Source organism: Pseudoalteromonas luteoviolacea (assembly GCF_021654285.1).
GTDB lineage: Bacteria > Pseudomonadota > Gammaproteobacteria > Enterobacterales > Alteromonadaceae > Pseudoalteromonas > Pseudoalteromonas luteoviolacea_J.
The window spans coordinates 82,739-95,522 of record NZ_JAKFZS010000010.1; the positions used below are offsets into that span (position 1 = coordinate 82,739).

Here is a 12,784-nt window from a genome sequence, read left to right on the forward strand (position 1 = left end):
CGCCCATATCAGGGCGCTTGAAGTTACCTTTCGATAGTGAGTGTAGATGGGAATTGACTATAGAGCACATGTTTTTGCGGTCTGTACATTGATTCCATGAAACTTGGCGGGTTGGCATAGGTGCCCGGTACTTCTGCACGCAACAAGTAAGCAAATTGCTGCCTTGGTCTATCATCACTGTACCTATGATATTGCTGGCGTGGTTTTAAATCCGTTACTGCGACATATCTATCATGACGATATTCTTGGTGCTCAATTTGGCTTAGTACTACGCCTTCAGGGAGTAATTTTTGAATATCTAAATCTTGCAGCAAAGCGGGGTTTTCAAGTACAAATCCTGCAGGGATCCTATCTACAATCATGGCATCATGAATGCGTTCTTTACTTTCCACATCGAGTACGACAAGGACGCGATCACCTACTTTTAAAGATACTTGTTCATCAATTGGTTTGCCTTCAAGCGTAAACCAGCGCCTTAAAAAATGCTTCATTTTAACGGTATTAAAAGGGTTAATTTGGTTAGCGATAGCGGGGTTAAAATCTAGGTAACCGGTATGCAGCTGCTGTACATGCAATGGACTATTAGTGGTATTTTCTAACACCAGCCCGGCTGTAAGCGGGTGCGTTAATAGCCCTTGATGCTCAATTGTATTGCCATTGATCACCACGCTCAGAGGTTGTTGATTTTGCTCATCAATGGCAATGGCTGAGCGCAATAGTGCCGCTTGTTCCTGTGTACTGAGCCATTGCTTATTGATGGCGAGTGCAGGTAAAGAGGTTGCCAGTGTATTTGCAATACGACGTGCTTTGCTTTGTATACCTCTTAATTGCGCCATTTGATTCAAAGCGATAATAGCCATGGCATCATCACGCACTTGGCTGCCATAATCGTAAATATAGTCGTCGGCTCTGGTTTGCGCATCAAATTGGTTGAGTAGCGCAGATGCTTGTGCAATAGCGCCTGTATTGGCCAGTGCAGCGGCAAATTGTATCAAACTCAATTGTGATGGGAATGTGCTGATTTGCAGTGCTTCAATGTCACTGTAACTGAGTTTTCCAAGGCTACTCGATAGGTAGGCCGCATAAGTCGTTGCGGCTATGGCGGCCTCGGGTTGTGAGGTCAAAGTATTTACAAAATCGCCCCTTGCGTAGCGTAATACGCGATATTGGGCTTCTTGAAGCATGTCTTTTGGCACAATTTCTGGGTATTGTGTACTGACTTGAGTGAGAAAGTCAGTGACATAAACGCTCAGCCATGGGGATTCTTGGCTGTAGCTGCCCCAAGTACCAAACCCGCCAGTGGCCTTCTGCATGGTTTTTAATCGGCTCACGGCGGCACTGAGGTAGTCTTTGCTACTGGTTAATTTGCTACTTTGTTGCAGCGCGCTTTGCTGAAATTTATCAAGCTGCGAGTTCTGTAAAATAAAGGGCCATGCCTTACTGGTGGTTTGCTCAGCGCATCCATATGGGTAGCTATGAAGACCTGATGCAAATTGCGCGATATTGAGAATGGGGGTATGGCTGATGAGCAGTTTGCCCTCTTTGCCACCAATGACTTTGAGGCCACCCCAATTGGATATATCTGCCGTTAAGGTCTCATTTGGTTGTAATTGCGTGTTTTTAGCTAGGGTCACCCAGGGTTCAATGTAGCCAACAGGCACCCGCCAACTGCGCGTCACATCTAAGTTGCCCCCAGTAACACGGAGGGTAAATGTCGCGATGCCATCTGGATTGTTAGCTTGGGTATGAATTGCAGCTGTTTTGCTCCAATGCTGCCCCTCGCCTAACGTCTCAGTATATGTCGTTTGCTCTGCAATTGTCACATGATTATCAACGCTGAGCGTCACATCAAATGTTTGAGCCTGACCACTGAGGTTATGAATATCCAATGTGACCGATGACGCATCACCTGGTACCAAAAAACGTGGCACACTGAGCTCTGCCACCAGTGGCATGCGGATTATTTGATCTTGTACGAGTTGACCTACTTGGCTGTCGTTAAATGCGGTAACAATAAGTTGCGCTTGTCCGTTATAGTCAGGCAGTGTGAGCTCAACAAGGGCTTTACCCTGTTCCAGTCGCACTGGCCGTGACATCAATTGAATGGTTTTACTTTCGACCAAGTCATCGTTCCGGTTGGTATTGTTTTCAATACTGTCACTACCAAATCTGGACTGTGCAAACGGGTTAGGGCGCGGATCGTATTGCCGAGAGTAGAGATCGATTATGTCGCCACTGTAGCGGCGCTGTGCAAAAAAGTAATCAAACGGGTTTTCTGGCCTAAAGCGGCTGAGATTAATGATCCCTTTGTCAACCATAGAGACGGTTACCCAAGTTGAACCTTGATCTGTTAAACCTTCTGCTGTCACTGGGATCTGTAAGGTTTGCAGTGGCTCAACATGATCAGGGAGGTCGATTTTTAGCTGGATCTGACGCGCGCTTCTTTCTAGAGGAAGTGGTATCACGCCTAAGTAGCGTTTAGGTGCCCCTTGCTGCTGACCAAATACGGTGGCAGTGACATACAGATCATGGCGACTCGGTAGCTTGTTAAGTGGAATGACAACTTGGTTTTGGCCTTTTTTTACGGCAAGCTTTTGTGACCAGATGACTTTATGGGATTCAAGGGTCACCATGAGTTCGCCACTGATGGGTGAGGTCAGAGTCAGTGCAGCTTGCTCACCCGTGTTGTAAGCTTTTTTATTGAGAGTGAGTTGTAGATGCTCTGGTTTAACAGCGTATTGGCCATAACCGCGATACCAGCCAGCATAGAATTCATAGTGAGTTTTACTCCCTGTGTTTAGATCTGTGGCTTCAAGGCGGTAATTTCCCCATTTAACCGGTAGTTCGATGCGAGCGATATCGGCATTTAAGTCAATAACACTTTGTTGTTCCTGTCGCCATCTATCTTGCTTTTTGCGTTGCCACCCGATGCCTTCTTCGTACATCCAGTAGTAGTTGCCCTGATCATAGTAAAGCTCTAATTTGACGCTACCAGTAGAGAGGGTTTGGCCATCTGCGGAGAGCAAAGCGATTTCAAAACCTGCATCAGAGCTGTATTTAACATTTTTGCTTAGCGGTTTGATCCCTGGAATTGTACTTTTTCGCCAGCTAGTGAAAGTACTTGTGCGTTGCACAGCTGCGCCACCGGCTTCTTGCAGGGCAATAAAAACTTGGGTCTTTATCGGGCTTTTAATTTGCCCCGCACGGGGTGTGCTTATTTTAACTTGTGCTTCGCCTTGCTCAGAGAGTTGTTTATTTTCAAGTGACTTATAACGACCAGATAAGTAAAAATCTTGGCCGACAACAAAGGCTTTGTAAGGTCCAGTAAAGTGCCTTACTGGCTGATGGCTTACGTCTGTTTTAAATGTATTTCCCGCAGCAGGGCTACCAAATAAGTATTTACCATTTAATGTGAGGGTATTTTCTTGGCCAGCGAAAACAAAGGGAGCCTGCTCTGTTACCTTAAGATCCATACGCTCAGGTACGAACTCTTCCAATTGAAAGGTCATCTCAGCGATAAAGTTGCGGGCACTTGGGTCAAGTTTAACGCCAACTGTATAACGACCTGTTGGCCAGTCATTGGCGGTTTTGAGTGATTTGCTGAAAAAACCTGCTTCTTGAGCTTGCAAAGTTTCTGTGAGGATTTGCTCTTGGCGTGAATTCTTGACCGATAGGGTCAGTGCCTCAATACTGGTCTTATTGCCATCAAAGTCGCGCAGTAAGATATTGATAGGCAGGCTGTCCCCAGGCCTAACAAGATCTCGGTTACTGTAAATATAGGCTTCGGTTTCTTGATATAAACGACCGCCAAGTTGATAGGCTGACAGATCAAGTGGTACTTCTTTGAGAGGTAAAATGGCCAGGTGGGGAGGGCTGTCTTCTTGTTCTAATTCAGCAATAACGATGTCGTTTTGTTCTAAGGTGACCGTAAAGTCTATGTTGCCTTGTGCATTTGTTGTGCCTTGACGTATGAGTTCGTGTTTACGATAAATACTGACTTTGGCACCTTTCGCGCTGCGGCCATTTTGTAAATAATTGACGCTGAATGTGGCATGATGCTTTTGTACTCTTGCCTGAATACCTAGCTCTGTCAGGAGCATGTGCTTTGCTTGCAAGTCACCAAACTGACCAGCGGCTTTGAGTGTCACAATATACCATCCAGACGGTAAGTTTTTTGGAACAGGCAATTTCGCGGAGTGTATTTTATCTTCTTGCCCTGCTGGTAAGGTATAGCGGTCAGCAAAGACACTTTCGTAACTGTAACTCAATCTATCTAATGAACTTGGATAGATTTTATCGTTCAAATAGTGACGTTGTAAAAAATCATGGGCACTGGTGATATGTAAAATTTCGATATCGACTTCACGGGTATTTTTGTAACTAATGGGGATCGCTTGTGTGCTACTTTTTGGTACCAATGGTCCCGAACCGACAATTGCAATTTGAGGTGTTTGTCGCTTTTTAGATTCGGCTACAGCGGCGTGATGCCAGCCAATAGTGACAAATAATAAAGAGATGATTAACCAGCTGGTATACACACTCCTTGCGTTCATGACTTTCCCCTAACAATACTGATATGAAATAAGTTTACGCAACTTACATGAATATAGGGTGATTATCGTATTAATATCGTATACGAGTAAAGGATTAGTACAAATTTATCAGTAACTTAATGGGGTTTAGTACGAAATGTATGCTGTATAGCGAAAATACTGGTGCCCGTGCGTCTAAATCATAAGGGAGGATGTATACCAGCCACGGGCATAGGTGGCTGATATACATGTATGTTTTATTCGGCGACTAAAAAGTTAATTCGCGTAAGTAACTCTTGTGGTGCGGTGTCTTTTAAATCGTTTAAATACTCTTCAAATGGCGGAAAGTCAGCGAGCTCAAATTGGCTCTGGGGAAGCCATTGGCCGTATAGCCAGTTGTAAGGTTTTTCCAGTTCAGTGTAATCACCTTTAAAGAGAATGCTGACAGTCTTTCCTGCTGGGATGGTCAGGCGTTCAAAATCATGCTGCTCTGGCAGCTTAGTTTTATCGACTGCAATACAGGCCATAGATTTGAGGTTGGCATGAGGCACAGACTCAGGATCATCAAAGTAAATGCCAAAAAAGCACGTATCTTGGTCAATCAAATTTGCTTTTGCGGCCATGACAGAAAGCTTTTCGAATGCTTGGCCAATTTGCATGTAATCACCGTGATGATTTAAACCAATTAATTCAATAGATTCAATATTTTGTTGTTCAACTGTGTACATGGGGTGATACTCCTTAGAAGACGTTGGGTACAGCGCAGTGACCTCAGGCGTGGCATAAGCACGTCGCTGGCGATATTGATTCGGTGTTTCGCCATAATGCTTGGTAAAGGCTCGGTTAAATGCCTCAACACTGCCATAGCAAACTTGCTTGGCGATTTGCTGCTGGCTTAAGTCGCTGCGAACTAGATAAGTTGCCGCCTTCAACATACGCATTCTTCTCACTGTGACATTGATTGTCTCTCCCGCATACTCACGATAAATACGATGAAAGTGATAAGCAGACATACAGGCGATATCTGCCAATGTATTCACATCAAGTTCTGAACCAGCATGCTCGTATAGGTAGTCGATAACCCTGAGCATTCGGTCTTCGTAATAATGTTGTGTACTTAACTTGTGTTTCATGTGTCGCTACTCGTTACGGTTAAGTGTTGCAATGCGTCTAATTGATTTTGACGACATGGCTAAAGTAGCGCAAGCTGGATTGATAATGTTTGCGAATTTTGGCGATAAGGAAAAATAGGGGCCCGACATGGGAACCCCTCAGGAAGGATCACAAACGTGTGTTGAAAAATGGCAGCATATGGTGCTCTAGACGCTCAAGTGCTTTATCACTGTGACCACCGGGGAACACTTCAAAGTGAATGGGCACCTTGTTAGCCTCTGCTTTTTCTTTGAGTGCAAGGACACCTTCGGTGATCCAGATATAATCATCTTTGTCGCCCACATCGATGCGTACTGAGCTGAGCTGCTCAACAACAGCAGAGGTTGAATACAACTCTACTAGCTCTCCAAACCCTTTGAACCACAGCGGTTTTTGAGATGCGTCAACGCTGTAATGCACACCAAAAGGTTGTCCTGTATGGCCTGCAAAGGCGCCTGCATAAGCCATTAAGTAGGCGCTGTAGCTATTTTCTTGACCGTTGTTCCAAATCTCACGACCTTGGAAAGAGGCAAACTCAGCTTCCATCACAGCTTTTGGATCTTGTGTCGTCGCGAGTTTTTGCTTAAATGCTTGGTAGCGCTTAATTGCTGCTTCTGAAGTTAGGTATGATTTAGCCATGCCTTTTTCATCAAACATACCTGGGCTTAATGCGTATACATGTGAGAACAAGTCAGGGTGTTTTGCTGCAAATCGAAGCGCACCCGTACCGCCCATTGAAAACCCTGCGATACCGCGATGTTTAGTTTGAGCCTTAGTGCGATAGGTACGATCTACCCAAGGCAATACTTCTTTGATGACGTAGTCGCTAAAATTACCATGGACCTCTGAGTTGACGTAAAAGCTGCCTCTGAGCGGTGTGTTGCCTTCCAACATAACAATGATCATCTCCATGTTTTGGCCATTTTTTTTATGGTTTTCTAGCATGGGTTCAATGCGCGCACTGTATTTTACTGGCCAACTATAGGCGCCTAGTAAATATAAGACAGGGTAGCGTTTGTTGCTTTCGTGGTAGCCGTCAGGCAAATAGATATGAATATCACGGGTACTTTTGGTGCCAATTAAGCTGTTTTCCAATGATTTTGAGTGAAAAGGTACGTTGATGATTTCGGCTTTAAGTGTACTACTGGTAAAAATAAGCAGTAAAAATATTAGTGTTTTCATTATTATGACTCCTGCTGATAAAGCTTGCAGTTAACTTACAATGTGCCTAAATTAATAACAAATATAAAAATAGATTGATTTATATGTAATGAATATAAATTGGATGGATATAAAAAAGCTCCACTATGTGGTGACCGTGGCGCAGGAGCTCAGTTTTAGCCGAGCAGCATTGAAATTGCATATGTCTCAACCTCCTTTGAGTCAACAGATCAGGCAAATCGAAAGCCATTTAGGCATGGCTTTATTTGAGCGTTCAACCCGTTCGGTGTGCTTGACGCCTTTTGGGGCGATATTTGTTAAAAAAGCTCAGCGCGTACTCGCAGCGCATGCTGAGCTCGGTGAGTGCGTGCAAAGCTTTCAAACGGGTAAGCTGCAGCCGATTAAGCTGGGTTGTATTGGCTTAGCATTTGAAGCCTTGGTGGCAAATAAGATGACTGTGTTATCTGCCCAGTCCCCCAAATTAAATTTGGCATTGGAAGAGGGAACAAGTGCAGAGTTGGTATCGCGATGCCAATCAGGACAACTACACGGAGCGATCATTCGCTTATTTGACCCAGAATTACCTGCAAGTGATATTCACTACTTATGCAGTGAGCAATATGTCTTTGCCTGTCCCAAGCAATGGCAGTTGAGCCTGACCAAGACATCGATAAAGACCTTTAGTGGCAAACCATTTATTCACTACCCAAAGGCATTACAGCCTAAATTATATGAGACGATAGCAGCGGCGTTTACTCAGGCAAAGGCAACAATGAATGTTGTACAAGAAGTCAAAACCAAGTCAACGACTCTGTCTTTGGTAGCGGCGGGAATGGGGTTTGCGATTGTGCCTCAATCTATGCGGGGAAAATATGCATCTCAGGTTGATTTTATTGAGATAACTGAGCACTTGCCGAGTGTTGACTACTTTCTCTATTGCCAAGATTGGCAAGTGCATGATCGAATGAGCCGTTTATATGAACTACTCAGAACTTAGTGCATTACTTAAAAAAGTCATCTTCATTTTTCGCGAGCATTGCCTCGATGTCTTCGATGAGCGCTTGCGGATCGGGCTGGGCAAGATCTGTACTTTGCACGGGGCTAGAAATTTTATTGTTTTCTTCAGACCACTCACCTAAGTCGATAAGTTGACAGCGCTTAGAGCAAAATGGACGGTGCGGGCTTTGTGCCGACCAGATCACCTCTTTTTGACATGTTGGGCATTGGACAGCTGTTGGCATAATGGATACTCATGGTGTGATAGACCCATATAGTTTACTGCTTTGCAGCAAACTATACTAGTGAGTCTGAACGCAATTAGTAGTTTGTGACGCGGTTGATTTCAGCTAACGAAGTCACGCCGGATGCCGCTTTTTTCAAACCTGATTTACGTAGATTATCAAACCCTAATTTGTCAGCAAGTGCTGCAATCTCCAAAGAGTTCGCTCCCTCCATAATTTTGTGCGACATGTCAGGGGTAATTTTTACCACTTCATATACCCCGACACGGCCTTTATATCCGTCTGTGCAGTGGTCGCAGCCTTTGGGTGCATATAGCGTAAGGTCTTTAACTTGGTCTTCAGTAAAGCCTTGCTTGAGTAATTCTTCTTTTGGTAACTCTTCTGGCTCCTTGCACTTTGGACACAGGCGTCGTGCTAGACGCTGAGCGATAATTAAGCTCACAGAGCTTGCCACGTTATAGGCTGGTACACCCATATTGAGCAATCGTGTGAGTGTTTCAGGCGCTGAGTTGGTGTGCAGGGTACTCATTACTAAGTGGCCTGTTTGGGCTGCTTTGATGGAGATCTCAGCTGTTTCCAGATCTCGGATCTCACCCACCATGACCACATCGGGATCTTGACGTAAAAATGCTTTAAGCGCGTTAGCAAAAGTCATATCGGCTTTTGTGTTGATCTGAACCTGGTTTATCCCTTCCAGGTTGATTTCAACTGGATCTTCCGCTGTACTGATGTTGCGCTCGGGCTTATTTAAAATATTGAGGCCAGTGTAAAGGGATACGGTTTTACCAGAGCCTGTGGGACCGGTAACTAAGATCATGCCTTGTGGCTGCTCAAGGGCATTTAAATACAAATCTTTTTGTTCTGGCTCATAACCTAATACATCAATTCCCAATTTAGCGGCAGACGAGTCGAGTATCCGCATTACGATTTTTTCACCCCACATGGTGGGCAAAGTACTGACACGAAAATCGATGCTTTTACGCTCGGATATTTTGAGCTTAATACGGCCATCTTGCGGCTTTCGTTTCTCAGCAATATCGAGGTGAGACATAACTTTGATACGAGCAGACAAACGGCTTGCTAAGGTATTGGGTGGGCTTGCCATCTCATGCAAAATACCATCGATACGAAAGCGCACTCGGTATTTTTTCTCGTAGGGTTCAAAGTGTAAGTCTGAGGCCCCTTTTTTAATCGCATCCATGAGAATTTTGTTGATGTAGACAATAATCGGCGCATCGTCTTTTTCTTCATCTTGCTGCTGTGACGGCGATTCATCCTCTACATCTAGACTGGCAAACTCTTTAAATTCGTCCTCACTGAGTGACAGGCCTGAGCTGGAGTCAAAGAGTTGATCTATTTTTTGTTCTAATAGCTTGTGATCAACAACCACAATTTCGCACTGTAACCCCGTGCTGAACTCGAAGTTTTCAAACGCCCCATAATCGGTTGGATCGGAGGTTGCGATAAACAGTTTGCGATCTTTTTTGACTAAAGGAAGAAGGTAGTGTTGCCTGATTAACTTTTCTTTGATCAGTTCTTTAGGCACATTTTCTACATCAAAACCATTGAGATCAAAGTATGGCACGCGGAACAAATCAAGGCATTGTTCAGCTAATTCTTGTCCAGACATACCGCTACATAAGCAGATTAGCTCAGCAGTGGTCGTTGCCTCGGATTGCTTCGCCTTTATTTGATCTGGCGTAATTCTACCTAAGGTAATGAATTTTCTCAGTAATGGAGAGTGATGTTCCATAATGTCCTTTAATACTTCAACAGCTTACACTAATGTAGCAAATAATCAGTGACTGCGCTTACACAAAGCAAGCGCAATTATTATCATTCTAGAGAATGATATAAAATTCAACAAATAAAGTGTTTAATTGGTTTTAGATGCAGCTAAAAAAATGTGATGTAAGTTATCTAAATCAACTTGAACCTCGGTTAATGGTCGGTTGTTATCGATAATATAATCGGCTTTGAGGCACTTATCTTCCCGCCTCATTTGTGCGGCAATGATATTTTTGACTTGCTCTTGTGAGACCTTATCTCTAGCGCTAGTACGTGCGATTTGAACGTCGTTAGGTACATCAATCAATAATGTTTTATGGCATAGCTTTTCTAAACCATTTTCAAACAATAGAGGGGCGCATAAAATACAATAAGGGCTGGCAGCGTTCGCTAACTGCGAGAGCATCTGTGCTCGGATCAAAGGGTGTAATAACTCGTTGAGCCAGGATTTTTCTGTTTCATCATTAAAAATGATATTCCGAAGTTTGGCTCTGTCCAGAGTACCATCAGATGATAAAATACTGCTGCCAAATCGCTCTACAATGCTGTTTAATCCAGTCGTCCCTGGCATCACGACTTCTCTTGCCACAATATCGGCATCAACAACATCAATGCCTAAACTTTCAAAGTGGCGTGTCGCAGCTGTTTTTCCGGCGCCAATGCCACCCGTGAGGCCCAAGATCCAAGATGACATATTACACCCCTAATAAATTCAAGTACCAGCTTTTTAACGATTCACCATAAAATAGGCATAACCATCCAGCAATGGCTAAGTAAGGTCCAAATGGAATGGGGGTGGCTTTGTCTTTGCCTTGCACACTTAATTGAACGCTGCCTATAACCGCTCCGACGACGCTAGAAAGCAAAATAATGGTAATAATTGCTTCCCAGCCAAGTAGCGCACCAAAAATGGCTAACAGTTTGAAGTCGCCATAGCCCATGCCTTCTTTACCGGTGAGTAATTTAAAGAGCCAGTACACACTCCATAAGCTGAGATACCCAAGGGCTGCGCCCCATAAAGCATCGACAGGGGCTATGGTATAACCTACAGCTGCACTTAATAAAGCGAGCCACAACATAGGTTGGGTGATTTGGTCAGGGAGCAACATCTTATCAATATCAATGAAGATCAGTGCAATCAAGCCCCAAGTGATAAGGATGTATAACAGCGATAAAGAAGTGGCACCAAAATGCCAAGCGACCCACAGTGAAGAGATGGCAGTCAGCATTTCTATACTTGGGTATCTCACTGAAATCGGCGTATCGCAGTTTGCACAGCGGCCTTTTAAAAACAACCAACTCAGAATTGGAATATTGTGCTGTACTTTAATTTGCGTGCTACAACTGGGGCAGGTCGACCTTGGGGTGATTAAATTAAATGATTTAGAGTTGGTTTGTGCATTATTGTCATTGGACTCTTGCTGCCCAAGAATGACCTTACATTCGGATTTCCACTCGGTTTCCATCATGACTGGAAGGCGATAAATGACGACATTTAAAAAGCTGCCAATACAGGTGCTTACTAAGCCAACCGACAACAAAAAAAACCAAGGTTGTTGCTGCATTAAATGCCAGACATCTTGCATAGGAATACTCTTATTATTGTTAAACAGTGAGTTTTATTAGATAACGCTACCTAATTGGAATATGGGTAGGTACATGGCTATGATTAAGCCGCCAACTAAAACGCCAAGTATGGCCATAATGAGAGGCTCAAGTAAGGTAGATAAGCCATCAACAGCATCGTCTACTTCTTGCTCGTAAATACTGGCTACTTTGCCAAGCATGCTATCAAGTGCACCAGACTCTTCACCAATGGCAACCATTTGCACCACCATATCTGGAAATATTTTTGAGTTACGCATTGCCCAGTTCATTTGGTTACCTGAGCTGACTTCACCTTTGATATCTAAAATGGCGTTTTTATATATTACATTGCCAGCGGCACCGGCCGCCGAATCTAGCGCATCGACGAGAGGGACACCTGCTGCAAAGGTCGTTGACAGCGTACGCGCATATCGTGCTACGGCTGCTTTTCTCAATATCTCGCCAATTACTGGGAGTCGTAAAATCATGCGGTCGTTGGCGTGTTTGACGTTTTTATTACGAATGAGCATCTCTTTATATATGTATCCGCCACCGCCAATGGCGATTAACATGATCCACCAATACTCCTGCATAAACTCAGAAATACTGATCACTAAACGTGTAAAAGCGGGGAGTTCTGCACCAAATCCGTTGAAGATGTCTTCAAACTGCGGTACCACAAAAATCAGTAAGATAGAGGTTACAATTAATGCCACAGTGATGACCGCGACAGGGTAAAACATGGCTTTTTTTATTTTTGATTTTAAGGCTTCGGCTTTTTCTTTGTACAGGGCGACACGGTCAAAAATGCGGTCCAAAGCACCTGATTGCTCACCGGATTGGATCAGATCACAATATAATTCATCAAAATAACGCGGATGGGCACGCAGGCTTTTTGCTAAAGGCTGACCAGCTTTGACTTCATCAGCGATAGAGCCGACGAGTTTACTGACACTTTTATTTTTTGCACCAGAGGCAATCATATCTAGTGACTGTACTAAGGATACACCTGCAGTAAGCATAGTGGCGATTTGCCGAGTAACAATAGAAATATCCTTTGGGGTAATTTTTTGTACGCTTTTCATGCCAAAAAGCGGCTTTGGCTTGCGCTTTACTTTGGATGGAGTAATTCCTTGTTTACGTAACTGTGCTTTGACTAGGGCAACGCTGGTGCCTGTCATCTCACCTTCGAGCTTTTTACCACGCGCACTGACACCCACCCAGACAAAGGTATCTATTTTTGCTGAATTATCTTTAGAGGAGAGAGCCATAAAACCTGTTCATAAAAAATAAGAAAAGGGGCTGGCACTAATGCCAGCCCGC

General features: G+C 44.0%; 9 protein-coding genes. 1 reads left to right on the plus strand and 8 read right to left on the minus strand.

Features of this window, described 5'->3' with window-relative positions; genetic code table 11:
• Positions 1 to 23: 23 nt before the first annotated feature.
• The 3 genes from L1077_RS11305 to L1077_RS11315 form a co-directional block, all read right to left on the minus strand.
• Positions 24 to 4,553, minus strand: coding sequence for an alpha-2-macroglobulin family protein (locus L1077_RS11305; RefSeq protein ID WP_237136950.1), 4,530 nt, complete (start codon positions 4,551 to 4,553; stop codon positions 24 to 26).
• 236 nt (positions 4,554 to 4,789) lie between these two features.
• A complete protein-coding gene (locus L1077_RS11310) occupies positions 4,790 to 5,665 on the minus strand; it encodes an AraC family transcriptional regulator (protein WP_237136951.1) in 876 nt (291 codons plus the stop codon).
• Positions 5,666 to 5,813: 148 nt separating this feature from the next.
• Positions 5,814 to 6,866, minus strand: coding sequence for an alpha/beta hydrolase (locus tag L1077_RS11315; protein WP_237136952.1), 1,053 nt, complete (start codon positions 6,864 to 6,866; stop codon positions 5,814 to 5,816).
• Between the two features lie 103 nt (positions 6,867 to 6,969).
• On the opposite strand from L1077_RS11315, the gene L1077_RS11320 reads away from it, so the two are divergent.
• Positions 6,970 to 7,842 carry a LysR family transcriptional regulator gene (locus L1077_RS11320; protein ID WP_237136953.1) on the plus strand — a complete coding sequence of 291 codons (873 nt, stop codon included), beginning with the start codon at positions 6,970 to 6,972 and terminating at the stop codon, positions 7,840 to 7,842.
• A 4-nt stretch (positions 7,843 to 7,846) separates the two neighbouring features.
• On the opposite strand, the gene yacG is transcribed toward L1077_RS11320, so the two are convergent.
• From yacG to L1077_RS11345, 5 genes are all read right to left on the minus strand, one after another.
• Entirely contained in the window at positions 7,847 to 8,086 is a 240-nt protein-coding gene (gene yacG, locus L1077_RS11325; protein ID WP_063361085.1) for a DNA gyrase inhibitor YacG, read from the minus strand.
• Positions 8,087 to 8,162: 76 nt separating this feature from the next.
• Positions 8,163 to 9,839, minus strand: a complete 1,677-nt coding sequence (gene pilB, locus L1077_RS11330; protein WP_237136954.1) for a type IV-A pilus assembly ATPase PilB — start codon at positions 9,837 to 9,839, stop codon at positions 8,163 to 8,165.
• A gap of 123 nt (positions 9,840 to 9,962) precedes the next feature.
• Positions 9,963 to 10,568 (minus strand): dephospho-CoA kinase, encoded by a 606-nt coding sequence (gene coaE, locus L1077_RS11335; protein WP_237136955.1) that lies wholly within the window; start codon positions 10,566 to 10,568, stop codon positions 9,963 to 9,965.
• Position 10,569: 1 nt separating this feature from the next.
• On the minus strand, positions 10,570 to 11,460 hold the full coding sequence (locus L1077_RS11340) for a prepilin peptidase (RefSeq protein ID WP_237136956.1): 891 nt from the start codon (positions 11,458 to 11,460) through the stop codon (positions 10,570 to 10,572).
• Between the two features lie 36 nt (positions 11,461 to 11,496).
• Positions 11,497 to 12,732, minus strand: a complete 1,236-nt coding sequence (locus tag L1077_RS11345) for a type II secretion system F family protein (RefSeq protein WP_237136957.1) — start codon at positions 12,730 to 12,732, stop codon at positions 11,497 to 11,499.
• Positions 12,733 to 12,784: the final 52 nt, after the last annotated feature.

Bases quoted from the DNA above. Each gene is read 5' to 3' on its own strand.
- L1077_RS11305 (WP_237136950.1), bottom strand. From the start codon at position 4,553: ATGAACGCAAGGAGTGTGTATACCAGCTGGTTAATCATCTCTTTATTA.
- L1077_RS11310 (WP_237136951.1), bottom strand. From the start codon at position 5,665: ATGAAACACAAGTTAAGTACACAACATTATTACGAAGACCGAATGCTC.
- L1077_RS11315 (WP_237136952.1), bottom strand. From the start codon at position 6,866: ATGAAAACACTAATATTTTTACTGCTTATTTTTACCAGTAGTACACTT.
- L1077_RS11320 (WP_237136953.1), top strand. From the start codon at position 6,970: ATGGATATAAAAAAGCTCCACTATGTGGTGACCGTGGCGCAGGAGCTC.
- yacG (WP_063361085.1), bottom strand. From the start codon at position 8,086: ATGCCAACAGCTGTCCAATGCCCAACATGTCAAAAAGAGGTGATCTGG.
- pilB (WP_237136954.1), bottom strand. From the start codon at position 9,839: ATGGAACATCACTCTCCATTACTGAGAAAATTCATTACCTTAGGTAGA.
- coaE (WP_237136955.1), bottom strand. From the start codon at position 10,568: ATGTCATCTTGGATCTTGGGCCTCACGGGTGGCATTGGCGCCGGAAAA.
- L1077_RS11340 (WP_237136956.1), bottom strand. From the start codon at position 11,460: ATGCAAGATGTCTGGCATTTAATGCAGCAACAACCTTGGTTTTTTTTG.
- L1077_RS11345 (WP_237136957.1), bottom strand. From the start codon at position 12,732: ATGGCTCTCTCCTCTAAAGATAATTCAGCAAAAATAGATACCTTTGTC.